The sequence below is a fragment of the Syntrophomonas erecta subsp. sporosyntropha genome, from assembly GCF_055395365.1.
Genome location: NZ_AP042459.1, coordinates 326,626 through 352,109, shown reverse-complemented (window position 1 = coordinate 352,109; position 25,484 = coordinate 326,626). Strand labels below are relative to the sequence as shown.

The following is a 25,484-nucleotide window of genomic DNA, read 5'->3' as shown; positions in this document are numbered from 1 at the left end:
CTTATATAAATATAATGCTCCTGTTATAAAATTTTTTACCTATCCACCCTAGACTAATCTTGTTCCACCAAGCTAAATAGCATATCTTCGGAGAAAAATCCTTTATGGGGACATTCCTATATACCCATATGGTTTGCCATGAAATATCCCATTAAATTTTTCCAAAATTTTATCAGGTCGTTGTGCTTCCAAATGGTCGGCTTATTTATCACACCCTGACACACCCTGGCAGTACCCTGTTTTTCGCCCAAACAAAAATTTGGCGGATAAGGCTATTTACCTTTTGACCTTTATTGACTAATAGGAAAAATAGAAATATAATCGGGATAGGATAGAAGAGTTGAAATATAGATTTTTTAGGGAGTTGTTACCTTTCTTCAGAGTTTTATGACTTTCATTGACAAATACCCCAAACCCCGGTGTAGTCATAATAGTGGGGTAACGATAGAACCAACCGGGGTATTCCCGTGTCCTTGTTTCTAAAATTATGAAAAAATGAGGTGAGAAGCATGAATATTGAAAGGTTTACCCAGAAATCCAGCCAGGCATTGATGCAGGCCCAACAATTGGCAGCAGAAAAGCACCATCAAGAAGTTACTGGTAAACACCTTCTGGCAGCCCTTTTAGATCAGGAGGGAGGGCTTACGCCTCGTCTCCTTGAACAGGCTGGGATTAATGTACCTGTTCTCAAACAGCAGGTTGATCAGTTGTTGGACCGAATTCCGGCGGTATATGGGTATGAAGGTTCGATTTTTATAAGTAGTTCTTTATCCAGGGTTCTAATCCAGGCTGAAAAAGAGGCTCAAGGTTTAAAAGATGATTATATCAGTGTGGAGCATCTGTTGTTAGGCTTACTCCTGGCTGGGGAAAACGATTTGCGTAATCTTTTCCATAATTTTGATTTAAACCGGGAAGGTTTGCTGGCTTCCTTACGGTCGATACGCGGTTTGCAACGGGTAAGCAGCGATAACCCGGAGGATAGTTATGAAGCTTTAGAGCGTTTTGGGCGAGATCTTACGGTTATGGCGGCAGAGGGTAAGTTGGATCCGGTAATTGGAAGAGATGAAGAAATCCGCCGGGTTATTGAAATCCTATCCCGTCGGACTAAGAATAATCCAGTACTTATTGGTGAACCAGGGGTAGGGAAGACTGCTGTAGTCGAAGGTCTGGCACGTAGAATTACCAGCCAGGATGTTCCGGAGGGGTTGAAAGACAAACGCTTAATTGCTCTTGATATGGGGTCATTGGTAGCCGGAGCTAAGTACCGGGGCGAATTTGAGGAACGGCTTAAGGCAGTATTAAAAGAGGTAGAACAGGCCGGGGGGCGTATCATTTTATTTATTGATGAGCTCCATACAGTAGTAGGGGCCGGGGCGGCCGAAGGGGGCATGGATGCCAGTAACATTTTAAAACCTATGCTAGCCCGGGGAGAATTACGGGCTATTGGTGCTACCACTCTGGATGAATATCGTAAGTATATTGAGAAAGATGCGGCTTTTGAACGCCGTTTCCAGCCGATTATGGTTGATCAGCCCACTGTGGAGGATACCATTTCTATTCTGAGGGGATTAAAGGAACGTTACGAGGTTCATCATGGGGTCAGGATTAAGGATTCGGCTCTGGTGGCGGCAGCATTACTCTCCGATCGGTATATCTCCGATCGATTCCTGCCTGATAAAGCGATAGATTTAATGGACGAAGCCGCCGCCCGGATTAGAACCGAAATTGATAGTATGCCGGCGGAGTTGGATGATATTACCCGGCGGATCATGCAATTGGAGATTGAAGCGGCTGCGCTGGATAAAGAAAAGGATCAGGCTTCAAGAGAACGGCGTGAAAATATATTAAAACAATTGCAGGATTTACGTGGTGAGGCAGATAGTATGAAGGCCCAGTGGGAAGCGGAAAAACAGGCTATCTCACGGGTAAGGCAAATCAAAAAGGAAATAGAAGCCTGCCGTACGGAAATGGAGAAGGCGGAGCGAAATTATGACTTGAATCGGATTGCTGAATTAAAATATGGTCGTTTGAATAATTTAGAACGAAGCTTACAAACGGAGGAAGAAAAATTGGCTGGTCAAAAGGACGGCGAAACGCTCCTTAAAGAAGAAGTGGATGAAGAGGATATAGCTCGGGTAGTAAATCGCTGGACGGGCATACCGGTCAGCCGGCTGATGGAAGGGGAAAAGGAAAAACTGCTGAATCTGGATGAACTGCTGCACCAAAGGGTGATAGGGCAAGAAGAGGCTGTTCGGGCAGTGGTGGATGCGGTTTTACGTTCCCGGGCCGGCCTTAAAGATCCTAACCGGCCGGTGGGAAGTTTTATCTTCCTGGGGCCTACCGGAGTAGGAAAAACGGAATTAAGCAAAGCCCTGGCCCAGGCGCTTTTTGACGAGGAGCGCAGTATGATTCGTCTGGATATGTCGGAATATATGGAAAAGCATAGTGTAGCCCGTTTAATTGGTGCTCCTCCGGGTTATGTCGGCTATGACGAAGGAGGTCAGCTAACTGAAACTGTACGGCGTAAGCCCTACTCGGTCTTGTTGTTTGATGAAATAGAAAAAGCGCATAGTGATGTATTTAATGTTCTTTTGCAGATATTGGATGATGGGCGTTTAACTGATGGTAAGGGCAGGACGGTTGATTTTCGCAATACCATAATAATCATGACCTCTAATGTGGGTAGTCATGATATATTGGAATACCAGGCTCATGGTGGCGATTATCAGGAAATGAAAGATAGAGTAATAGGATTACTGCACCATCATTTCCGGCCTGAATTTTTAAACCGGATTGATGAAATTATCGTTTTCCATGCTCTTGACAAAGACCAGATTAAATCTATTGCCGAACTTTTACTTAAGAATTTAGCCTTACGGTTTAGAAAAAATTTACAGGCTCATCTCAAATGGGACGAGAAGGCTTTAGATCTAATAGCTGATAAAGGTTATAATCCTAACTTTGGTGCCCGACCCCTGAAACGCTATATTCAGCAGGAGATTGAAACTTTGCTTTCTCGAAAAATTATCGGTGGAGAAGTGGAATCAGAAGCTATCGTATTACTATCTGCTGACCGAGGACATATCGTAGCTCAGATACAGAAGTAAAACATTGCAAGTATGGTATGGTAGGTATGACTCTGGACAACTTTTGACCATACTTACCTTCGGTTAGATATATTTAATACCACCGAACTGGAGGATTATCATGCAAACTTATCTTGATTGTGTGCCGTGTTTTGTCAGGCAGACAATTGATGCGATGAGGATGGTTACCAATGATCCTGCTCTGCAGGAAAAGGTAGTAAAAAAGATACTTTTGGAGACTGCGGAACTGGACTTTAAAGAATCACCCCCTTATATGGGAATGATTATTCACCGTTATGTGCGTGAATTTACTGGTCTTAAAGATCCGTACAAAGAAGAAAAGGACAGGTTTAACCGGGCGGCTTTGCATATGTATGCTCAGCTAAAGGAGACTACACTTAGTTCGCCTGCCCCCTTTACAACGGCAGTGAAGCTGGCTATTGCCGGTAATATTATTGATTTTGGGGTTACTGCCCAGATAAGTGAAGAACTGGTGGAGAAAACAGTGGAATTTTGCCTGGAACAGGATTTACCTTCATCTGCAATAGAGCAGCTTAAAAAAGGTATTACCCGGGCTAAGAAGATTATGTTTTTGGGTGATAATGCAGGCGAAATTGTATTTGATAAACTGCTGATTGAGCAGATGCCTTTAGATCGGATAGTATATGTAGTAAAAGCTAGTCCAATAGTAAATGATGCTACCATGGAAGATGCAGTTGCTACTGGTCTTACGAAACTGGTAAAGGTAATTGATAACGGAACGGATGCTCAGGGTACCATCTTAAAACAATGCTCGCCCGAATTCTTAGATGAATTTGAAAAAGCAGATTTAATCATTGCTAAGGGGCAAGCCCACTACGAAACTTTAAATAAAGCAACAGGGAAAAATATATTTTTCCTCCTTAAAGTAAAATGTCCGGTTCTGGCTAGGGATATTGGCTGTAAAAAGGGGGAAATGATGGTAAAACAAATAGGGGGTAAGTTTTAAGGGGAGTTTTTTAAACTTCCCTTTTTTGTATGCGCCTGGAAAGGCGTTGACTATTCGGCGAAAGTCCGTTTCAGTTAAATGCCATGGCGATTTTTGTTGTATAGTATAATAAGTGAGGAAGTTTTTACTGACAGCAAAATGGTTACTTACGGTCCTATTATACTGGTCCTAGGGAAATATTAAGATAGATCTGTTTAGTGAAAAAAGAAAACCAATTTTTGATAAAGGTTTTCTTTTAATGATGTTTTCTTATAATAATAATGGGTGTATAGTGTTTGCTAGACATAATTAATATATTTTTGAATATTCGCTCGACAGTTTACGGCAATATTTCGGGAGGAGCTATATAATGACAGTTACGTGGCAAGAGATCTTGTTTGCTTTTCTGGGCGGTTTGGGGCTGTTTCTATTTGGGTTGCGCTTTATGTCAGATGCCTTACAATCAGTCGCTGGTGACCGTATGCGCAGTATATTAGAAAAGGGGACTAGAAACCCGGTCAGGGGTGTTTTAACTGGAACCATAGTTACTGCCCTAATACAGAGTAGTAGTGCTACTACCGTCTTAACTGTCGGATTAGTAAATGCCCAGTTACTCACTCTACGCCAGGCAATAGGGGTTATTATGGGGGCCAATATCGGTACCACCATGACTGCCTACCTTATTGGCTTTAATCTTAAAGATTATGCTCTTCCTATATTAGCAATTGGTGTATTGATGTACATGTTTGCTAAAAACAAAAAAGTTCAACTTATTGGACAGGCTATTTTCGGTTTTGGGGTACTTTTCTTCGGACTTACTATTATGGGTGAGGGTATGAAACCACTAAAGGATTTGCCCTATTTTGTTAACCTTATGGTTAGCATTGAGAATAATGCCATAATAGGAGTTATCATTGGCACTTTATTTACCTTTGTTGTACAAAGCAGTAGTGCCACCATTGGCGTTTTACAGGAACTGGCTTATCAGGGGGCAATAACTTACCAGCAAGCTGTCCCCATTTTATTCGGTGATAATATTGGTACCACTGTAACTGCCTTATTAGCAGGAATTGGAGCCAGTGTGGCGGCGAAAAGAACTGCTCTGACCCACTTCCTGTTTAATGTGCTGGGTACCATAATATTTCTACCACTTTTTATAATGGGCTTTTTTGAGAAAATAGTAGTATTTATTACCAATAATTTGTTTGCGCTAATTCCTGGTTTTGCAGGAACCTGGAGCACACTTAATATAAAACTACAGATTGCCCAGACTCATGCGGTGTTTAATATAAGTAATACCCTTATTCAACTTCCTATGGTAGCAGTGCTAGCCTATATCGTTACTAAATTAATTCCTGATTCTAAGGAAGAAGCCGAAGATGAATTTAAGATCAGGTATATTGACAAGCGCTTTATTAATAACCCTTCAGTAGCTCTGTCTCAGGCCACTAGAGAAACACTGCGTATGGGGCATTTAGCCAGGGAAGCATTTGAAAACGCTATCGAGTATTTTGAAACTCATAACCCCGATTTACTGAAAAAAGCAGTGAAATTGGAGGATACGATTGATACCCTGGAAAGGGAAATCACTGATTACGTGGTTTTAGCTTCCGAAAAGAGTTTATCCCGGGAAGATTCCAGCCAGTCTTATACCATACTACAGTCCCTTAGTGATATAGAAAGGATTGCTGATTTAAGTGAAGGTATTATTGAACAAGCTGACTATGCTAAAAGGCACAATGTAAGTTTTTCCGGCGAAGCCCAGGATGAGCTGCAAAGTATGATTCAGCTTACCCGGGAGACCTTGGAAATGTCCCTTTGGGTGCTGGAGAGAAAAGATCGGGAATTGGCTAACAAAGTAGCTGCCAATGAAGTTAGAATAGACCAGATGCAGGTTGATTATCGTAGATCTCATATTAGGAGATTAAATGAAAGGGTATGTAATGGTAACAATGGGGCGGTATTTTTGGATGTACTGGGAAACCTGGAAAGGATCAGCGACCACTGCCGCAATATCGCCGAATATGTTTTTGCCGATGGATTAAAAATGGCCTAAAGAAACAGACGGGAAGCTGGGGGACGTTGATTCAACGTACCTCCAGTATTAAATTTGATATATTTTACCTAGTAAATTACACTTACTAATTTAATTTAAGCAGCAAAAGAGAGAACCCCTTTATAGAGGTTCTCTCTTTCTTAGTTAAGATATTTTAGCATCCCTGATAGGTAGAACTACGGCGTTTCTTTACCCGGGCAATTCCGTTGGTTTTAATATCATTTTCCTCCAGGAGTGTGGTAATTGTTTCTATATTTTCCTCATTAATAAGCAGAGATATTCCACAAGAACTGCTGGCTTCACGAGGGGTAGGAGCAATAGTGCACTTTAATCCGGCTGCTTTTATTTTTCGGTGGGCTCGTAACCCTTCATGGTGATTGGGAAACAATATATAGTAATTATATAGCTCTGCTTCTTGCATAGGTCCACCTACTTCTTAAGCATTTCGAGGAATGCTTCTACTCTAGTTCTTAGCTGCTCAAAATCTTGGTCACTATAATCAGTTTCCAGGTGAAGTACAGGTATACCAGCTTCTTTTAGGGCCTGTTTTACCAGATAACTCTCGGTGGAGTATAGTCCGCAAAATTGAAGATTACAGTCAATAACACCATCCACATTATATTCTTTAACTAGGCGGATTAGATCGCCGATTCTTCCCGGGTTTGGTGTAAAACAGGCACAATTGGTTTTCATATAGCGGTTAGCTATGTTTTGCACATGTTCATCAATTGACTGGCCGTTTTCTTCTACTAAATTCTCGAAAAAGCGCAGGCCGGTACAAAGTTCTTCTACTACTACCGGTGCTCCTAATGATTCGATTACATGGTGCAACTTCCAATTAGGAATAGCCATAGGGGTTCCGGTAACCATGATACGGGGAGCATCAGCCGGGAAAACGCCGTCACCTTCGGCGACTCGTTTATCGAGTTCATCGCAAAGAACGTTGATCTGATCTGCATTTCTAACCGGATCATCATAAAAGGCGATCTGGGTTACCAATAGGGCATCCTTACCACTAATAGGAACAGGGGAATTTCTACGAGTTTGGTAAAGCCGTAAAAGGGCTTTACGTTTGCGGTTAAAGACCTTAATCTGTTTGGCTAATTCGTCTGCCGTGATGGTATGGCCAGTAACTTCCTCTACTTTTTTCATTAGTGCCTTAATTTCATCTTCCCAGTGTATAAAATCCTTCTCCCGTTTCATTTGGGGAAGATCCATTACGTACACGGGGATCTCCTGGTTTAGAATTTCCCAGGCCTTTTTCTTGGCATCACAAGTGGTTTCACCGATGTACATATCAGCGATTTTAAAAAATGGACAGGTACCGTCCAGACGTGCACCGACTGATGCTTTAACCAGGGGGCAGGTATTAGGGGGAAGAACCTTTTCACCGCCGGGAACCCAGAATTGGGAACCTCCGCATAACCCGGTAGATATTCCCCCGGCTGCAAAAATGACTTCATCAGGTACATAAACACAAAAAGTACCGAAAACCTTGCCTCCCTTTTGCTGGTGATCAACCAGTTCAGAAGGCCGGACTCCGTGGATTTCAGATACCACAAAGTTGAAATAGTCCATGCTCTCGGGACGGTTTTGTTGGGATAGGTAAACCTCATCAAAAGCCTGGGGTAAGACTTCGCACAAAAGATCATGCTTTTCTAAGTCCATTCCCAGATCATTCCACATCTGCCGATAATCACCCATTTGTTCTCATCTCCCTTGGATTTTTAGTAGTAGTCGACATGATCAATAATAATATTTAGTTATAATAAGTATAAGTTTATCTAAAAATATCATACCTCAAAGCCGCTGTACTTAACAGCCCTTTTTTGCCGTAAGTGGGAGGGTACTTCTTTTATTTCTTTTAAAAGGGAAAAAGGACCGTCCCTTTGCTTCCTATAATTGTAATTGCCCTGTTCATCTCAAGATGGAAATGGTAATATTACCAATAACAGGTTTATGCTAGGAGGGGATAGGGTGAAAATTAAGAAGTATGCGCTGGTTTTGATTACGTTAATGATTATGATGGGGTTACCATCCGGTGTCAGCGGGATAAGTGAAGTAACACAGGATGTTAGTGAACCCTTATCAACAAGGGGAGAGTCGCAGTTTAGTGTTTTACCTGATGTAATTAGCGGGAAGGAAAGCATTGACGAACAAAGGGCCATGGAAATATTTCAGACTAAGTTCCCGGTTTTTTGTCAGGGTAAAGATCTAAAAGCAGAGTTAACCCAGGATAGGAATGGGAAAGCGCAGTGGAAAATTTACAGTCAAGGCAGTGAGCGCTTGTTTGGAACTAATGAACAGTTAAGGGGACAGGTAAATATCTTGACTGGTGAGATTACTGAGCTATTCTACCAGCCGGGAGCGGACTTTTACCAGGGCAGGGAGGTAAGCATCACCAGGGATGATGCGGCCCAGATCGCACAAAGCTTTTTGCATACCATGATACCGGACCGGGTCAATCATCTTAAGTTGCGGGCAGAGCGGAGTAGTTTTCCCTATGTTGGACTGCGTTTCCAAAACTGTTATATGTTTAACTGGGGCAGAATGGAAAACGGTATAAAGGTGGAGGGAGACCTGGTCCAGGTAGGTATCGATGCCTATACTGGTATGGTAACCCGCTATGAATGTGTTTGGCAGGACGAAAAGTTAGATCCACCGGAAAAAGTTATTTCTATGGACCAGGTTAGCCGGATTTTGCAGGAGGAAGCAGGTTTGTACTTGGGTTATTTTCCAGAATTAAAAAGTGATTATACCAGTGGAGAAATTAATCCTTATTACAAGTTAAATACCGTGGCAGCTTATATTGATGCCGATACTGGTAAGCTACTGGATCATATGGGAATGGAGATTTCACCCGGTAAAGGTAAGATTTACGATTCAGGTTTTACCATTTTGTCCAGATTGGAGCAAGTAGCTGAACCAGCTATTAATACCAAAGCTTCCCCTGAGGAATCTAAACAGGCGGCCCGCCAGTTTTTGGCCCGGCTTGGTTATACAGGTGAAGTACAGATCACCGGGAGAGGAAGTGGCGGTGGACCTGGATTTCGGGAAGAATATACCTCATATAGCCTAAAAACAAAAGCGGGAGAGCCGTATATACCAATAGATGTTGAGGTCGATGATTACACCGGCAAGGTAAAAGGGTTTAGCTGCCAGAATAATATTAGATCGGAAAACCAGGCAGATCTCAACTATGATCAGGCGCGGGAGGTAGCCTGGGAAGCTATTAATACCTACAGCCCGGATAAAGCGAGTTTGCTGGTGTTAGGCCGTGAACCCAATATCAGCCGGGCAGAGCCGGATAACTATACTTTCCGTTTTATCCGCCTGATGAATGGGTTGCCACTGGATCGCGATCAAATATTTGTAACGATTGACCGTTATAGTGGTTCAGTAACTCGTTATAGCGAACATTGGCATCCGGTGCAGTACCAATCGATTGATTCTTTAATTCCCGCCAGTCAGGCCTGGAATAGGCTGCAAACTGAATTCCCCCTGGAGTTAATCTACTTAAAAGATCGTAATAGGGAATTTATTCCCATAGGTGAATTCAGAGTAGTTTACAAGATTCCCCTTCAGGCTGAGGTTAATGCCATTACCGGCAAAACTGGGGATCGTTATGGAATGATGTCAGAAAATATGCCGTCCTTGGTTAAACATTCCTTAACTGGTCCCCTGTCCCTGATTCAGGAAAACAATCTAGTTCCCCCCGATTTAGCTAATCAACCAGAAGCACCAGTTACCAGACGCCAAGCCTTAAAATCCCTGGTAGTAGTCTCTAATCAACAGTGGCGCTATATAAACACTCCAGAGGATATGAACCTACCATTTGTTGATGTGGCCAGGGAAGATCCGGATATGGGGGTGGTTAAAACAGCCGTACACAGGGGGATAATACCCGCGCAAGGCTGGCTGGGGTTAGATGAACCAATTTCCCGCCAGGAGTTAGCCGTATGGATTACAAAAACCCTGGGTTATGACGAAGTAGGACGGATGCGAAATTCTATACAGTTAATAGCCAGTGATGTTGAGCAAGTTGCGCCAGATAAGAGAAACTATGTGGCAGTGCTGCTAGGACTGGGGATCATGGAAAATGACGCAAATAATTGCTTTCGTCCCCGGGAAGCCACCAGCCTGGCTGAATTAGCCCAGGTGGTAACACGCATGGCTCCTCGTCTGGCTACGCAAGGAAATTAGCTGATTAAAGGGGGATAAACAAAAACCGGGAGGATGATTACAATGATGAGAATAAGAATAGGGGCTGCTTTCCTGGTCACCTTACTAATCTTACAGGTTGTACCGGCTTATGCTGGTGAACAGCCTCCGGGTGAGGTTAAACCGGCGATGACAACAGTAGGTCTAAATGACCTGAACTCTACCAGTGAGGGTGGGTTGGAGTTGTTGACTGAAGATCAGGCGGTAAAAATCTTTAGCCAGGTTTTCCCCAGTTTGTGCCAGGGAAAAAATTTTACTGTTGAATTTCAGGATGAAGATATCAATGGGCATCCCTCCTGGAGGATTAACCTGAAGGGATATGGGGATTTTTGGCCGGAATACAATGATGCACAGGAATTGCTAGGGGGAGTAGTTGATGCCATTACCGGTGAAATAACCGGCTTTCATTACCGTCCAGATTTAGGTTTTTATCGCGGGAAAAAGGTGAGTTTAACCCGGGAACAGGCGGGCCGGATAGCGGGCGAATTTGTGAGGAAAATGCTGCCGGACAAAATTAGCCAGTTAACCCTTAATCCAACCAGTCAGGAGGGGCTAATTCCGGGAGAAGGTTACCACACATATTATTCTTTTACCTGGCAGCGGTTAAACAATAGTATTCTGGTTGACTGGGACTCGGTAAGGGTGGGGGTAGATGCTTATAGTGGCTTGGTGACCAGTTATAATTATTGCTGGCATGATATGGAATTACCGGAGGTCAGCAAGGTTATAGCGGCAGATAAAATTATGGATGACCTGCTCGATGAGATCGGTCTATTTTTGGCTTATACCCGTTTTTCCACTCATTTAAGATTTGGTGATCAATTACAATTAATATACCAATTGAATACTACGGCTTTGTTTGTAGATGCTCGGAGCGGTAATTGGCTAGATTCCCGGGGACAGATTATAAATCCTGCTGATAGCCGTATTTATAATCAGACATTTAATATGATAAATTCTGGAGCGGTGCTTAGTGATAATCAATCTAGAAATTTAATTTCATATGATGAAGCCCGTAGCACGGCCCAGGAGTTTTTTCATTCCCAGGGTCTGAAAGGTGAAGTTCGCAAAAGTGGTGGTGGAAGAGGCCCCGATGGTCAGGACGAATATTGGTATTTCAGTCTGGAGAATACCCCGGATAATATAAGACAGGATTTGAGTGTTATGATTGATGCTTATTCGGGGATGATAAAAGGTTTTAGCTATCATGGTCGTCTTAATCCAGTTAAGGGGGAACCTTTGACTTACGAACAGGCCCTAACCAGGGCCCGGGCTGTCATAGAAAAATACCATCCTAAGAATGCCGACCAGATTGTTCTGAATAAAAATTGGCAGGTAATAGGAGAACCAGAAGGCCGTTACTATTTCCGTTTTACCCGTCTTTTAAATGGAATTCCTCTGGAAAATGATGACATCATAGTGGTTATTGATGGTAACAGTGGTAAGGTGGTGGAATACCAGGTTGATTGGCACCCGGTTAAGTCTATGTCTGCTGTCAAGTTACTGGATGAGAAAAGGGCCCGGCAAATATTTAAAGATCGCTTTCCTTTGGAATTAGTCTATGCTTTTCCCTGGGATGAGGGTACGCCTGCTAAAGGGGCTATACTAGTTTACCGGATCCCGGCTTTTCAGAGGTTAAATGCGGTAACCGGAGAGGTGTTTGATCGCTTAATGGTTAATAAGCCGGACGTGACAAAATTAACGTTACAGACTGCTGATCCAGCTCTTTCCCTCTTGGCGGAAAACGGATTGCTACTTGACCGTCAGTTCGTGAATCCAGTAACCCGGCGTGAAGCCCTGAAGGCATTGATTGCGGCTACTAATCCTCGCCGGATGTATGCCCGGGCTGATGATGTGCAGCTTCATATACCTGATATTGATGAAAACGATCCAGATTTGCTTACTTTCAAACTGGCAGTAAAAAGAGGAATTATTCCCGACGGGGATTTAGTAAAGGCAGAGCAAGGGATTAGTAGGGAAGAGTGGGCCGAATGGGTGGTTAAAGCACTAGGGTACGAAGAAATAGCCAGCAATAAAATTTCCGTAGCAGTACCTTTTCGTGATGCCAGCAAAATTACTCCATCAAAATCAAATTTTGTAGGATTAGCGTATGGCTTAAATGTAGTGGGGGCTGATAAAGAAGGCTATTTTCACCCTGATAAAGGGGTTAAGTGGTCTGATTTGGCAGCAAGTACCGGCCAAATTGCTGTAAGTCAGGTAAAGCAATAGGATATTTAATATTTCAAACAAGGCTGTTTCCAAAAAAACACCGCATTAATAGTCGATATTCCTAGATTCCACAGCTCGACCAGCGAACTGATTTATAGAATGCTCTAAAAGGAGGTAAAACATAAAACACCTTGTCATAAGCGATCAATTTTTGTAAAATTTTATAAAGTAGTTATAGATGTAGTTATGCTAGGATTCTTATAATAATATACAAAAGGGGTAATGGCAATGGATAACAGTTCTTATCCCGTCCGGGACCAGTGGGTTACCAGGGCGGGTTTTCTTATGGCTACCATCGGTTCTGCGGTGGGATTGGGCAATCTTTGGAGATTTCCTTATATCGCCGGTAAATATGGTGGCGGGGTGTTTTTGCTATTATATTTACTAATTGTTGTTGTTTTGGGTTGTACAATGACCCTGGGCGAGCTGACTCTGGGACGACATACTCAACTTAACCCCCTCGGGGCTTATCGAACCATCAAAAAGAAATGGGCCTGGGTAGGTGGAATGGCGATATTTGCCTCCGTCATTATTATGTTTTATTACAGTGTTGTAGGTGGTTGGGTATTAAAGTATTTTGTCGGCTACTGTTTTGGTCTACTTCATAGTGCTGATCCGGCTTCTGCCAATCAAGTGTTTACTGCTTTTACCAGTTCTACGGTGGCCCCGGTTATATATACAGCTGTTTTTTTAATAATTACTACGATTATCGTGTACTGGGGGGTAAGTAGCGGTATTGAGAAGGCGAGTAAATTTATGATGCCGGCCTTATTTATATTTGTAGTTATACTGGCAATTCGTTCTATTACTTTACCTGGTGCTGGTGCAGGATTATCCTATTTCCTGGTCCCTAACTTGAACCAAATCACGGGTGAGGGTATTCTTACTGCTATGGGGCAGGTGTTTTACTCATTAAGTCTAGGTATGGGAATCATGATTACTTATGGTAGTTACCTGGATAAACAATCTAATATAGCCAATAGCAGTGTAGTAATTCCTATGGCCGATAGCCTAGTTGCAATCCTAGCTGGTCTGGCTATATTACCGGCTGTTTTTGCTTTCGGGCTACAACCGGATGCGGGGCCGGGTTTAATGTTCGTTACACTCCCGGCGGTATTTGGGCAAATGCCTTTAGGAAGGTTACTGGCTATTGTTTTCTTTTTACTAGTTTTGTTTGCCGCCTTAACTTCGACCATGTCTATGCTGGAAGTTATTGTTAGTTTTTTGATTGATGAAACCAAGTTTAACCGGCGCAAAGCTACGGTTTTGGCTGCAATAGTGATATTTATTTTCGCTATTCCTGCTTCCTTGTCGATGGGGGTATGGGCCGATGTTCATTTCTTACCGGGAATGAATTTCTTTGATAGTCTTGATTATCTATCCAGTAATATTATCCTGCCATTAAGCGGATTTTTGCTTTGTATCCTTATTGGTTGGGTATGGGGAGTTGATAATGCGGTAAAAGAGATCAGTAATGATAATACCCTAGAGTTCGAGCTGGCTCCGGTTTGGTCCTTTTTAATTAAGTTTGTAGCTCCAATTTTAATCCTATTAATATTTATCAATGCTTTAGGATTGTTGTAATTGCTGTATTATGAATTTACCTTTTATGACAAATTCCAGGCCAATTTGGTTTAAGAAACCTGGCCAACTTTTAATGCATATTTAAGAGTCTTGATGGATTACAAAGTGGCCTACCAGGTTTCAGCGGTCCTATTTAAAGTAAGAAAAGTTGCTGTAATAGATTTAAAACAGTGCTAATATTTAATAGAACTGCGGCAAGTACCTCCCGGTTTATGTGGCCGGTCTTGTTGTGGCTCGGAATTATTACACAAATTATTCTACAGTTTAACGATTTTGCATCCTCTCCAATATATTAAATATAGAGATATTAAAAAAATAAGTATTATTATGGAGGCTTGCATTAATTTACTAACATTCTGTTGAATAAAGAATTTTCGGTGACGAAAGAGGTGTTTGAAATGAGCCCGGTATTAATGGGAAAAGATGGTTATGATCATTTTATGCTAAAAGAAATCTATGAACAGCCGGAGGCTTTACGCCGAACGCTGCAAGGGTATATGCGAGATGGACGGGTTGATTTTTCTGACCTGAGGATTGAGGATCTTTTTGCCGGGGTAAAAAAAATCTACATCGTTGGTTGTGGCACTGCCTATCATGCCGGATTAATAGGACGGCGGGCTATTGAAAAACTGGCGCGGATTCCGGTGGAAATCGATATAGCTTCTGAATTTTGTTATCGGGATATTCCCTGGGGTCCCCATGAACTGATGATCGTTATTAGCCAATCAGGCGAAACGGCCGATACCCTGGCAGCTATGCGGGAAGCTAAGCGCTATGGAATTAAGATACTGGCGGTGACTAATGTAATTGATAGTACTATTGCCTGTGAAGCTGATCAGGTTATTTATACTCAGGCTGGACCGGAGGTTTCAATTGCTTCTACCAAAGCCTATACCTGCCAACTGGCCATTATGTATATGTTAGCCTTTTATATAGCACAATCCAGGGGAACCTGGGATGAACAGGAACTACAGCAAATGGGGCAGGATCTTCTTAATATGGATTCTCATATAGAGACAGCTTTAAAACAAGCACCGCTAATAGAAGATATAGCCGGGCGCTATCATCAGGTAGAAAACACTTTTTTCTTAGGCCGGGGATTTGATGCGGCGGTAGCCATGGAGGGGGCGTTGAAACTAAAAGAAACTTCCTATATCCATGCTGAAGCGTATCCTACCGGAGAATTAAAACATGGCCCGATTGCTTTAATAACTGAAGGGGTACCAGTGTTGACTGCTATTACTCAGGAGGCTTTAGTAGAAAGGTCTATAGCGAATATTAAAGAGGTTAAGGACCGGGGAGGGGTCATTATCGCTATCTGCACAGAAAATCTCCGGGAAAAATGTCGGGATTGTGATGAGATTATATCTATACCCAATGTAAATCCTTTACTGGCTCCCATTGCTACTGTGGTGCCTTTACAGTTATTTGCTTATTACATGGCGGTTAGCCGGGGCAATAATGTGGATAAACCTCGTAACTTAACTAAAGCTGTAACTGTCGAATAGGAAATCAGGTACTTATCTAGGAATACTTAAGGAATCATGCGACCCAATCCGGTCTTAATTATCCGGGTTGGGTCATTTTAAATGGGTTGCCGGCCGGGTAGTATATGATCAAAGCTTCGTGTGGTACAACTAGCTGCTGCTTACGTAGCTATTTACATACTGCTGCACATTTTGGGGCAGAGAGTTAAAGTGGATTTTTTGTCCTAATTGATTTTCATCGTAATTATCTACAATTATCCACCGGGCAAATCCCTCCGGCATCTCTGGGTTTTCAGACAAGGCCAGGGCATCTCCGGATTCAAAAATTATAGTATAACGATCACTTAAATGCTGGTTATCATAAACTAAGGCTATTTTTTGCATGTTCCTTTCCTCCTTATGAAAATGGATGGTTTAAGTTAGCATCTCCGTCCATTAGGCCGGTTATGCAGTTTTACTTATAGGATAAAGTTACTTTAGATCGTTTGTTATACTTTCATTTTTATGGAAAGAAGGTTTAATACAATTAATATAGAAGTACAGTGGTAACTGGCGGGAGTGAAGATCCGCTAAGCATACGAAAGTAAATAGGATGATCGGGAGAGGGGGCTGGTTATGAGGCTGATTGGGATAGAAAATTTTCGGCTTACTGACCGTAACAAGGCTAATGGTGATGCCGTATTTGAGGTGAATGGGCAAAAGCTAAAAGCAGATTTTATTTTTTACCTGCAGGGTAATGATTGTCTAAGTATACGAGTGGGACGTCATGATCTGAGGATGCAAACCGTTGATCTGGAGAATTTTATCAAAGAAAACCGTCTAGGTTTACGCCGACAGGTAAAACCCGATGTGGAAAGAGTCAGGGCTGAGGTTCGGGCCCGTTTATTAAAAGAGTAGGATGTGTTCCTGCTCTTTTAAATATTTTAAAGGTCTTATCCAGCTATGAAAATCGGTAAACTAGCTCGTTTGAGGTTTCGAAAGTAGTGCAATATCCTGTCCAGGCACTGCCTAGGAAAGGTCAGTGACATAGATGTCGCAATCGGGCAGTACCTACATGGTCGTACCAGTGTTAGCTATTGGTTAATTCGGATGAAATAACCTGGTACCCTTATAGCTCAATACAAACTGATATAGTTTCATACCAATAGTGGAGCCGAAATATCTAGGTATTTTTTTGCTGGGGAATCAGGTTTAAAACGGCAGACCATGGATTTTAGATACTTGAATAAATAGGTACTGGATTTTAGCATAATGGTATTGTAATATCTTTAGCAGGTATTGCATGGTTAGAACCTTCGTGTTATAATTTCATTCCATATGAACGGATAATGATGGCTACTATAGTTAGCTGGGAAAACTTACATTACTTGTTGTAGATTAATACCATGTAATTTAATTGTTTTTTATTACCCTGTTCACATATAATCAGAGTAAGGAGAGTAGAATTAAATGTGCTACTTTTTCTGGTAAATCTAGCGTAGCACCCACAAACAATCACCTGGTTGAATCGTAGTCCTGTTTTTGTGGTAAATATGCGGAGGTGATGTTATGAAGAAGAGATGGGGGAAAGGGGATCCAGTAAATTTATCCGATCTACTTAAGATTACTCCGGTTGCTAATGAAATAATGCAGCTTAGTAATGAATTGGAAATAAGTACATCGGATATTATGTGGATTGTATCGCAGATTATTGATAATCATGACCCTGTATATGAAACTTCGGAAGGTTTACCATATACCAGATCATATGACCAGGATGAGGACTTATCTATGGAAGACGAATGGGATGACATAGACGCGGAAAGCCTGGAAGAGGAAATCGATCGGTCCATGTATGTTGTTAATGTTAAAATTAGCAGTGAGGGTCGTTTCCCGGAAATCGGTTTTAAGGCAGGCGTAGGTGACAAAGAGGATATTACCTATTTCTTTGATATGGTAATGGAGATGCTGGATAAACTAGAGTAGTTAGTAGCATAAAATTGACCCGGGAGCTTCCCGGGTTTTTTTGTGTAAGGGGAGTGGTTGTAATTCAAATTATACATAAGAATGCTAAGGTTTTTGTTTTAGTAATATTTTTAATTCTATTTTCAGGGTGTAGTGCCTCCCCAGGAGATGCCGATCGTAATGAGAATACAGTTAGCAACCCGGATATAGGCTATACGGTAGTACGGGTTGTGGATGGGACACTCTGGTAATTGATTATCAAGGTAAAGAAGAAAGAGTACGTTTAATCGGGGTGGATACCCCGGAGACTAAACATCCCCAAAAAGGAGTGGAACCCTTTGGAAAGGAAGCTTCTGATTACACCAAAAATTTACTAGAGGGGAAAAAAGTGATCTTAGAATGGGATGTTCAGGAACGTGACCGCTACGGTCGTTTGCTGGCTTATGTGTACTATGATGGGAAAATGGTTAATGAGGCTCTTGTATCCGAGGGTTATGCCCGGATTATGACCATTCCTCCTAATGTAAAATATGCTGATAGATTTCTTCAACTAGAGCAACAGGCCCGGGAAGAAAACCGGGGATTGTGGGGACTAAACCCGGATACTGCTCAGGAAAGTACCGGAGAAAAGACTGGGGAAAAGGCGGGAAAAAGCCATTCTAGCCGCTATTTTGTGGCCAATATGAATAGTAGGGTATTTCATCTTCCGGACTGTTCCGCAGTAGCGCGTATGAATCCTGCTAATCAGAAGAAGGTAGAATCCCGAGACGAGTTGTTAAAAGCTAACTATAAGCCTTGCTCGCTATGTAATCCGTAAATGTGTTGACTAGATATACTTAAGGGGGAAAAGGATGTTTAAACGCAGATGGCTATGGTTTATTATGGCAGGGGTAATAGCAGTATATCTATTGAGCAGCGGAAACAGCTCCTCCATAAACTTTCAGGAAACTTTGAGCCACCGGGAGATATTAAAGGGTTTTGATAGTGCTCTGCCAGGATCTCGTTTGTATTTAATGAGTGATTTTTTATCTAAGGGCGACATTTTTTATCTGACCAGGATAGAAAAAGGTCAGCGAATAGTGTATAAGTACCGGATAGATGAAAAGCAGGATAATAAAGGCTTGAAGTGGAAAAGTGAAGATAGCTGGGAGGGAATTACCCTACCCGAAAATCAGTTTACGGTTTATGAAAAGACTGCCACTAAATGGGTTAAACTTAAATAGATAGCAGGATAAAAAAGCAGACAGACCTGACGGGTGGTTCAGGTCTGCCTACCTTTTTATAAAGGCTACCTCTGACGGAGCGCGGGGTTATAGTTGCTAACAGATCGATGTAACTTAGTTTTTTGTTTATTTAAGGCGAAAATTTCATACACAGGTGAATACCTCAGTAAAGCTGTAGCCAACTCAACTGTTCCTAAAATTCCACTTAAGGTGGCCAGATTTCCGGTTATGAGCTCTGATCCAGATAGAAAAAAGAAACAAAAGGCTAAAATATACCTGGCAATAACTCCATCACGGCTTAGCAATATCATCCCTCATTTCAGATTTTCTTTAATAGTATGGGAGTCAATCCTGTAGACTATGTATTAATAAATCACCAATAGCTGCCGATCATACACTAATCTGGACTGGAAAACAACCTTATGCATTGGTACCAGAGTCCTCCTTTAATGTGATTGTATTATCTTTCACAAACATTGACAAGATAGAGGGGTTTAAAATGCTTTATTAAATATATAAGGCGAATTTATTATTAATCGAAATAGGTTCTTAAAGGCCTTCTATTAACCACAATAAGGAATATGCCCGGCCAACAATATCTTTCTATAAGCTGGATATATTAGGGCATAGCAATTTATTATATATGGTCAAAAGAGGGAGGAGTTAGATTAAGTTGTTAGGCTAAATTAAGTACTAAAATTAATCAACATAATTTCCTTGTAATAGGGTTAGATGATGTTATTTGTGAATGCATTTTAATGCATAAGTTTTATAAATACCCCTGCTCTGCTTGCTGCAGGATATTATTGCGACTACAGGTGGTTTTTTAAGGGGCTTTCTTTGTAGTAAGAAAACCGGTCTGGATGTAATACGGGATTTATCTGTGGAGGTAGGATATGATCAACAGCGTGTGGATTTACATACTTGTTGCTGGAGTGGTAATGATTATTACGGGTATATGGGCGGTAAGCAATCGCTCTCAGAAGGTGATTCTCAGTGAAAGGGTAGCCTACAAAGATCAAAATATTTCGGAATTAAAAGAACAATTAGAAACATCCGGGCAGGAGATAGGAAACCTACGTAACCAATTGGAGACTGCCAATCTCAAAGTAAGTGCTGCTGAGCAAAAACTATTGTTTATGTCTAATTTGGAAAGCCAGCTAGAAACAAAAGACCAGGAGCTTACCAGGCTTTTACAACAAATTACTATTTTAAGGGAAGAAAATGCGCAGCTTACTACCCGTCTGGAAGAGGAGATTAAAGGCCGGGAGGAAAAACTGGCCCTTATCAGGGAAGCGCAAACCGAGTTATCTGATGCATTTAAGGCTATGTCAGCCCGTGCTTTACAGGCTAATAATCAGGCTTTTCTGGATTTAGCCACTGCTACCCTGGAAAAATATCAGGAAAATGCCCGTGGGGATTTAAAGATGCGTCAACAGGCTATTTACCAGGTTATGCAACCATTAAAGGAATCACTACAAAAGGTGGACTTACAGATAAGAGAACTGGAAAAGGCTCGGACTTCAGCATATTCTAGCCTAACTGAGCAGGTAAAACAGATGGCCACTACTCAAATGCAGTTACAAAACGAAACGGGAAACCTGGTGCGCGCCTTACGCACTCCTAGTGTACGGGGAAGGTGGGGGGAGATTCAACTAAAACGGGTGGTAGAAATGGCAGGTATGTTAGAATATTGTGACTTCTACCAGCAAGAATCTCGTACCACTGAGGAAGGGCGTTTACGACCTGATATGGTGATCAGGTTTCCCAATCAAAAGCAGGTGGTGGTAGATTCTAAAACCCCGCTCCAGGCTTATTTAGATGCTTTGGAGGCTGAAAGTGAAACGGTACGTCAGGCTAAACTCCAGGATCATGCCCGCCAGGTGCGTACCCATGTTAACCAGTTAGGTAGTAAAAATTATTGGAGTCAGTTTAAACCAGCCCCTGAATTTGTGGTGTTATTTTTACCCGGGGAAGCGTTTTTTAGTGCGGCGTTGGAAAAGGACCCTTCGTTAATAGAATACGGAGCAGAACAGCAGGTAATAATAGCTACTCCTACTACTTTAATTGCTTTATTGCGTACGGTAGCTTATGGCTGGAAACAGGATAAAATAAACCGGAATACAGAATTAATAAGTGAGTTAGGGAAGAACCTTTATGACAGGCTCCGGGTAATGGCCGACTATTTTACTGATATGCGCAGAGCCCTGGATCGGACTATTGAGGCTTATAATCGTGCAGTGGGATCTTTTGAACACCGGGTCCTGGTATCGGCCCGAAAGTTTAAAGAATTAGGGGCTAGTAATGGCAAGGATATTGAAATTTTGCCAATAATCGATAAAATTCCACGTAATTTAAGCTCTGAAAAATGGTTAGCTGCCGGGAGTGATGATCAGGACGATTCTTGCTAAAATATGGCTATAGCTTATTTGAAAGTTTAGTTATAAAATAAACTAAGGTGAATAAATTAATAAAGACTACAAAAAAGGGGGAGGATTTTTAGGAATGGATAAAAAGCTAATTGACGAGATCCTTAAGGATATTGGTCTCGAGCATGTTGATGATTACCAACCAGAAGAACAGGAATAATAGAAGCCATTTAAGGAAACCTTAAATGGCTTCTATTATTTTTAGTTTTCTTTCTCACCAGCTTCGAGTAATTCAGAGACGGTAACCAGTTTATAGCCTTGTTTTTTAAGTTCTTTTATAACCTGGGGTAATGCGTCGGTAGTTTGTTTGCAGGAATCACTGGCGTGCATAAGAATTATGGCCCCGGGATGGACTTTTTTACTTACCCGTTCGATGATGGTATTAACTCCCGGATTCATCCAATCGAGAGAATCAACGCTCCATTGTATGGCTTCATAGTTGCATTCGTGGATGGCTTCTATTACCTGATTATTATAGTCGCCATTAGGGGTACGGATAAGGTTGGCATTGACACCTGAGGTATCTTTAATACTTTGGTGAGCTTTTTTAACTTCCTCTTTAATTTCATTTTTGCTTAAGGTACTAAGATTTATATGCCGGTGCCCGTGGCTCGCAATTTCATGACCATCAGCTTTAAGCCTTTTCACAATATCTGGGTATTGCTTAACCCAGGGACCGGATAAAAAAAACGTACATTTTAGATTATTTTCTTTAAGTATTTCAATAACCGGCATAGGGGTAGTATTACCCCAGCTTATGTCAAATGTAAGTGCAGCAATTTTTTGATCAGTTTTTACTTGATAAACTGGTTTTGATTTAATGTATGCTTGCACATACATTACACTGCTAGCCAGCATTACCATGGTTATTACCCCTATAATCGTATATTTAACCCTGGCTTGAAATTGGCAAAATCCAAAAAGTTTTGGCATAAAAAATATCCCTCCCAGTTTGCATACATTTATATAATTTATGGTCTTAGGGGCGCCTTTATGACTGTTTGCCGTAGCCAGGGGTAGTTGATTACCAAGGTCATAAGGGGCCGTATTTCTCATCTATCCGCCTGCCTATCTTTAGCCAAAACAAAAAGGGGCAAGGAGGTTGGCTGATATATTATCAAGGTTTGCTGGGCGCTTAAGTGTTAGCCGGGGGAGCTACTTGGGGGGACCTGAACCGGAAAAAGGACGTAAAAAAAGCCGGGTTTAGCCGCCGGCTTTTTTTATGTAAAGAATTTTGTTTTTATTTTTGCACTTTATAGATATAGATTTACACGTGTTTCGACTCGTGAAATTAATTAGCGGGGGCCTGTAACCCCCGCTGTTGCTTGCTTTATATGGTGGGCCGTATAAGATTCGAACTTATGACTTCTTCCGCGTCAAGGAAGCACTCTCCCACTGAGTTAACGGCCCATTTACAAAATGATTATACCGCCATTGCCGGCTAAAATCAACTCCTAAAAACAAATATCCGTTTCGGGACAGGGGGACAGGTTATCTGTCCCACGCTGGTCCCGCTGAATTTTTGCCTTAGGGTGTTAACTACTTTACACAAAATATTATGGCCTACCAGATAAATGATAATCTATCATAAAATATTCTTTTTTATTGGGCATATCCGCAAAAAATATTATTGTACGGTACACGCTACTAGCATAGTAGAGATAGTTACTTCTTTCCATCTTTGTTCATTGGTTTAAATATGGATAATATGGGGACAGTGGGGTGGGACAGTAAACCTGTCCCCCTGTCCCGTTCGCCTATTATTCTAATTGCAAGTTCCGCTTTCCTTTATCGTAATAATTAAGTATAAATAGGAGACAGGTATAGTTATGAAAGGCAGGGTGAAATCATGAAAAAGAGGGTTTGTTATCTAATGCTGGCATTGTTCCTGTTGTATCCGAGTGGAACGGCCAATGCTAAAGAATTGTCCGGTACTTTTGTTGATACCCAGGGACATTGGGCGGAAAGTGAAATCGAAGCTGCCTATAACCGGGGTTTAATGCAGGGTACCGGAATAAATGAATTTGGCTTTAAAATATTTTCTCCGGAAGAAAAAGTAACCCGTTTCCAACTGGCAGCCGTTTTAGAGCGGACTTTTGATTTAGACTATGGAAATATGCAGTTTATTAGGGAGCCAGAGGCTAGCGACTATTTTTACGATTTGCAAGAAGGAGCATGGTACAGCGAGGCAGTAGCTCGGGGAGCAATTAATCACATATTTGCTCGGAAGGATATGTTTAAGGGGGAAGAAGAGGTCAGCAGGATTGAGGTAGCCACAAGTATTTACAATGCCTTTCAGGCTAAAGGTATCAATGTACCGATGATCATGTTAATGCCTTTATATAAAGATACCGCAAATCTTACCCGGGAAGAGGTTAATGCTGCGGTATTTGTAAGTAATACCGGTATTATGAAGGGGGATAGTAATTTTTTCCGTCCCTATGACTCTATTAAGTGGGCCGAACTAGCCCGGGTTTTAAACCAGTGTGTAAGCCTGCTGGAGATGAATCCTGGGGAGGTTGACCCTAATCCTGCCGTTAAACTGGAGAGCAAAGAAGTGAAAAGTGAATCCCAACTTATAAACATAGATCTTGATATTCCCGTCGTAAGCGGTCTGCAGAATGAGCAGGTACAAACTAGGTTAAACCAATTACTGGAAAAGGATGCCCGGCAGCGTCAGGAAGCTATAACTAAAGAAGCTCAACTTAATTCTGACTTTATTTTAACTGAGCCTTACCACACCTATGAAATTGTGAGCCGATTTAATCAATACTATGTTACTGAAGATATATTAAGTTTCTATGTGGATTATTACACCTATACCGGCGGTGCTCATGGTATGACTGAACGGGTTGCCTATAATTTTAATTTAAATACAGGGGAGGAACTGGCATTAAAAGATCTATTTGCTCCCGATTTTAATTATACGAAAATGATTAATGACAGGGTGCAGTCCGTGATTAACCTTAACCCAGAACTGTATTTTAAGGGTGAAGAAGGATTCCAGGGTATAAATGAGGATCAGTACTTTTGCCTGGAGAATGGGAAACTTATCGTGTACTTTTTACAATATGAGATTGCTCCCTACGCGGCGGGGATAAGAACATTTTCAGTTCCCCTGCCGTCCAATTTTCAGAACCAGGATAGCAGTGACGAGACTGTAGTAGCACAACTGGTTGCCGACTTCGGTAGTAAACTAAAAAAAGTCTCCCTGCTAGCCCCTGCGGATATAGTAAAAAATAGTATACAGGAAAATTACGGCGATTTAGTATCCCCTGCACTTCTAGCAAAATGGCAGAGGGATCTTCAGAATGTCCCGGGAAGGGGGGCTTCAAGTCCCTGGCCGGAGCGTATAGAAATTGTAAGTATTGAGAAACTGTCAAATTCCAGGTACCAGATTCAGGGCGAAATTATCAAAATGACCAGTGTGGAGATGGTAAACGGCGGTATAGCAGGTAAGGGACCAATTACTCTGGAAGTAGAAAAAATCGGAAATCGCTGGCTTATTACTGCGTATGAGAATAGCGATATAACAATGTACAGAAATGGTGAATATGGCTTTACTTTTTCCTTACCGGAGAGCTGGCAAGGTTATTCGATTATAACGGGTAAGTGGGAAGGTACTGATCCCCAAAGTGCTCTTACTGCAGAAAGCGGCCCGCTGATTTCTATAAGGCATCCGCAATGGACGGCTCAAAACCCGCGCCAGGATATTCCTATTATGGTATTTACCCATAAACAATGGAATCTGCATCAGCAAAGAGAATTGAGTGTTGGTGCAGCACCTATTCCAGCAAAGGAGCTAGGCCGTAATGCTAAATATGTATTTGCCCTTCCTGCCCGTTACAACTTCGCATTTCCGACCGGATATGAAGAAGTGGAAAAAATTTTAGAAAATAATCCGCTGGTGGGACAGGGGGACAAGGGGACAGGTTACCTGTCCCACATTGGTCCCGCTGAATTTTTGCTTTAGGGTGTTAACTACTTTACACAAAATATTCTGGCCTACCAGATAAATGATAATCTACTCATAAAATATTCTTTTTTATTGGGCATATCTGCAAAAAATATTACTGTACGGGACACGTTACTAGCATAGTAGAGATAGTTACTCCTTTCCATCTCTGTTCATTGGTTTAAATATGGATAATATGGGGACAGTGGGGTGGGACAGTAAACCTGTCCCCCTGTCCCGGTATCGAAAAATAGGTAGTTTTTTACTGCTTGGGGTAAAATTATTATTAATCTCGATTTATAC

The 25,484-nt window shown here is 41.8% G+C and carries 18 protein-coding genes and 1 tRNA gene; 13 read left to right on the top strand and 6 right to left on the bottom strand.

Annotation, left to right across the window (positions count from 1 at the left end):
• The first annotated feature begins 509 nt into the window (after positions 1–509).
• From clpB to ACZ5Q0_RS01600, 3 genes are all read left to right on the top strand, one after another.
• Complete coding sequence (clpB, locus tag ACZ5Q0_RS01610; RefSeq protein WP_446819806.1) at positions 510–3,107, top strand: ATP-dependent chaperone ClpB; 2,598 nt, start codon at positions 510–512, stop codon at positions 3,105–3,107.
• Positions 3,108–3,207: 100 nt separating this feature from the next.
• Positions 3,208–4,074, top strand: coding sequence for a damage-control phosphatase ARMT1 family protein (locus tag ACZ5Q0_RS01605; RefSeq protein WP_446819807.1), 867 nt, complete (start codon positions 3,208–3,210; stop codon positions 4,072–4,074).
• Positions 4,075–4,423: 349 nt separating this feature from the next.
• Positions 4,424–6,109 carry a Na/Pi cotransporter family protein gene (locus tag ACZ5Q0_RS01600; protein ID WP_446819808.1) on the top strand — a complete coding sequence of 562 codons (1,686 nt, stop codon included), beginning with the start codon at positions 4,424–4,426 and terminating at the stop codon, positions 6,107–6,109.
• Positions 6,110–6,263: 154 nt separating this feature from the next.
• Here the strand turns inward: ACZ5Q0_RS01600 and ACZ5Q0_RS01595 are convergent, their stop codons facing one another.
• Positions 6,264–6,530 carry a putative Se/S carrier protein gene (locus tag ACZ5Q0_RS01595; RefSeq protein ID WP_446819809.1) on the bottom strand — a complete coding sequence of 89 codons (267 nt, stop codon included), beginning with the start codon at positions 6,528–6,530 and terminating at the stop codon, positions 6,264–6,266.
• 8 nt (positions 6,531–6,538) lie between these two features.
• On the bottom strand, positions 6,539–7,813 hold the full coding sequence (locus tag ACZ5Q0_RS01590; RefSeq protein WP_446819810.1) for a double-cubane-cluster-containing anaerobic reductase: 1,275 nt from the start codon (positions 7,811–7,813) through the stop codon (positions 6,539–6,541).
• Between the two features lie 273 nt (positions 7,814–8,086).
• On the opposite strand from ACZ5Q0_RS01590, the gene ACZ5Q0_RS01585 reads away from it, so the two are divergent.
• From ACZ5Q0_RS01585 to glmS, 4 genes are all read left to right on the top strand, one after another.
• Positions 8,087–10,312 (top strand): YcdB/YcdC domain-containing protein, encoded by a 2,226-nt coding sequence (locus ACZ5Q0_RS01585; RefSeq protein WP_446819811.1) that lies wholly within the window; start codon positions 8,087–8,089, stop codon positions 10,310–10,312.
• A gap of 42 nt (positions 10,313–10,354) precedes the next feature.
• Entirely contained in the window at positions 10,355–12,559 is a 2,205-nt protein-coding gene (locus ACZ5Q0_RS01580; protein WP_446819812.1) for a PepSY domain-containing protein, read from the top strand.
• Between the two features lie 228 nt (positions 12,560–12,787).
• Entirely contained in the window at positions 12,788–14,143 is a 1,356-nt protein-coding gene (locus ACZ5Q0_RS01575) for a sodium-dependent transporter (protein ID WP_446819813.1), read from the top strand.
• Between the two features lie 359 nt (positions 14,144–14,502).
• A complete protein-coding gene (gene glmS, locus ACZ5Q0_RS01570; protein ID WP_464827198.1) occupies positions 14,503–15,651 on the top strand; it encodes a glutamine--fructose-6-phosphate transaminase (isomerizing) in 1,149 nt (382 codons plus the stop codon).
• A gap of 129 nt (positions 15,652–15,780) precedes the next feature.
• Here glmS and ACZ5Q0_RS01565 read toward each other — a convergent pair whose 3' ends face one another.
• Positions 15,781–16,014 carry a hypothetical protein gene (locus ACZ5Q0_RS01565; protein ID WP_446819814.1) on the bottom strand — a complete coding sequence of 78 codons (234 nt, stop codon included), beginning with the start codon at positions 16,012–16,014 and terminating at the stop codon, positions 15,781–15,783.
• A 231-nt stretch (positions 16,015–16,245) separates the two neighbouring features.
• Here ACZ5Q0_RS01565 and ACZ5Q0_RS01560 point away from each other — a divergent pair, with 231 nt between their 5' ends.
• From ACZ5Q0_RS01560 to ACZ5Q0_RS01545, 4 genes are all read left to right on the top strand, one after another.
• The gene (locus ACZ5Q0_RS01560) at positions 16,246–16,527 is read left to right on the top strand and encodes a hypothetical protein (RefSeq protein ID WP_446819815.1); all 282 of its coding nucleotides are present in this window, start codon (positions 16,246–16,248) and stop codon (positions 16,525–16,527) included.
• Positions 16,528–17,178: 651 nt separating this feature from the next.
• On the top strand, positions 17,179–17,595 hold the full coding sequence (locus ACZ5Q0_RS01555) for a hypothetical protein (RefSeq protein ID WP_446819816.1): 417 nt from the start codon (positions 17,179–17,181) through the stop codon (positions 17,593–17,595).
• 271 nt (positions 17,596–17,866) lie between these two features.
• Complete coding sequence (locus tag ACZ5Q0_RS01550; RefSeq protein ID WP_464827197.1) at positions 17,867–18,391, top strand: thermonuclease family protein; 525 nt, start codon at positions 17,867–17,869, stop codon at positions 18,389–18,391.
• Between the two features lie 34 nt (positions 18,392–18,425).
• Positions 18,426–18,797 carry a hypothetical protein gene (locus ACZ5Q0_RS01545; protein WP_446819818.1) on the top strand — a complete coding sequence of 124 codons (372 nt, stop codon included), beginning with the start codon at positions 18,426–18,428 and terminating at the stop codon, positions 18,795–18,797.
• A gap of 65 nt (positions 18,798–18,862) precedes the next feature.
• On the opposite strand, the gene ACZ5Q0_RS01540 is transcribed toward ACZ5Q0_RS01545, so the two are convergent.
• Positions 18,863–19,108, bottom strand: coding sequence for a YgaP family membrane protein (locus ACZ5Q0_RS01540; RefSeq protein WP_446819819.1), 246 nt, complete (start codon positions 19,106–19,108; stop codon positions 18,863–18,865).
• A gap of 585 nt (positions 19,109–19,693) precedes the next feature.
• Here ACZ5Q0_RS01540 and ACZ5Q0_RS01535 point away from each other — a divergent pair.
• On the top strand, positions 19,694–21,208 hold the full coding sequence (locus ACZ5Q0_RS01535) for a DNA recombination protein RmuC (protein WP_446819821.1): 1,515 nt from the start codon (positions 19,694–19,696) through the stop codon (positions 21,206–21,208).
• Positions 21,209–21,427: 219 nt separating this feature from the next.
• Here the strand turns inward: ACZ5Q0_RS01535 and pdaB are convergent, their stop codons facing one another.
• Together pdaB and ACZ5Q0_RS01525 are read right to left on the bottom strand one after the other, a co-directional pair.
• On the bottom strand, positions 21,428–22,159 hold the full coding sequence (pdaB, locus tag ACZ5Q0_RS01530) for a polysaccharide deacetylase family sporulation protein PdaB (protein ID WP_446819822.1): 732 nt from the start codon (positions 22,157–22,159) through the stop codon (positions 21,428–21,430).
• Positions 22,160–22,561: 402 nt separating this feature from the next.
• Positions 22,562–22,636 (bottom strand) — tRNA-Val (locus tag ACZ5Q0_RS01525).
• A 439-nt stretch (positions 22,637–23,075) separates the two neighbouring features.
• On the opposite strand from ACZ5Q0_RS01525, the gene ACZ5Q0_RS01520 reads away from it, so the two are divergent.
• Entirely contained in the window at positions 23,076–25,199 is a 2,124-nt protein-coding gene (locus ACZ5Q0_RS01520; RefSeq protein ID WP_446819824.1) for a PdaC/SigV domain-containing protein, read from the top strand.
• The last annotated feature ends 285 nt before the right edge of the window (positions 25,200–25,484 follow it).

Coding starts and splice junctions, on each gene's coding strand:
- ACZ5Q0_RS01575 (WP_446819813.1), top strand. CDS start 12,788: ATGGATAACAGTTCTTATCCCGTCCGGGACCAGTGGGTTACCAGGGCG.
- ACZ5Q0_RS01540 (WP_446819819.1), bottom strand. CDS start 19,108: ATGATATTGCTAAGCCGTGATGGAGTTATTGCCAGGTATATTTTAGCC.
- ACZ5Q0_RS01555 (WP_446819816.1), top strand. CDS start 17,179: ATGAAGAAGAGATGGGGGAAAGGGGATCCAGTAAATTTATCCGATCTA.
- pdaB (WP_446819822.1), bottom strand. CDS start 22,159: ATGCCAAAACTTTTTGGATTTTGCCAATTTCAAGCCAGGGTTAAATAT.
- ACZ5Q0_RS01535 (WP_446819821.1), top strand. CDS start 19,694: ATGATCAACAGCGTGTGGATTTACATACTTGTTGCTGGAGTGGTAATG.
- ACZ5Q0_RS01545 (WP_446819818.1), top strand. CDS start 18,426: ATGTTTAAACGCAGATGGCTATGGTTTATTATGGCAGGGGTAATAGCA.
- ACZ5Q0_RS01560 (WP_446819815.1), top strand. CDS start 16,246: ATGAGGCTGATTGGGATAGAAAATTTTCGGCTTACTGACCGTAACAAG.
- ACZ5Q0_RS01520 (WP_446819824.1), top strand. CDS start 23,076: ATGAAAAAGAGGGTTTGTTATCTAATGCTGGCATTGTTCCTGTTGTAT.
- ACZ5Q0_RS01590 (WP_446819810.1), bottom strand. CDS start 7,813: ATGGGTGATTATCGGCAGATGTGGAATGATCTGGGAATGGACTTAGAA.
- ACZ5Q0_RS01600 (WP_446819808.1), top strand. CDS start 4,424: ATGACAGTTACGTGGCAAGAGATCTTGTTTGCTTTTCTGGGCGGTTTG.
- clpB (WP_446819806.1), top strand. CDS start 510: ATGAATATTGAAAGGTTTACCCAGAAATCCAGCCAGGCATTGATGCAG.
- ACZ5Q0_RS01565 (WP_446819814.1), bottom strand. CDS start 16,014: ATGCAAAAAATAGCCTTAGTTTATGATAACCAGCATTTAAGTGATCGT.
- ACZ5Q0_RS01595 (WP_446819809.1), bottom strand. CDS start 6,530: ATGCAAGAAGCAGAGCTATATAATTACTATATATTGTTTCCCAATCAC.
- ACZ5Q0_RS01580 (WP_446819812.1), top strand. CDS start 10,355: ATGATGAGAATAAGAATAGGGGCTGCTTTCCTGGTCACCTTACTAATC.
- ACZ5Q0_RS01605 (WP_446819807.1), top strand. CDS start 3,208: ATGCAAACTTATCTTGATTGTGTGCCGTGTTTTGTCAGGCAGACAATT.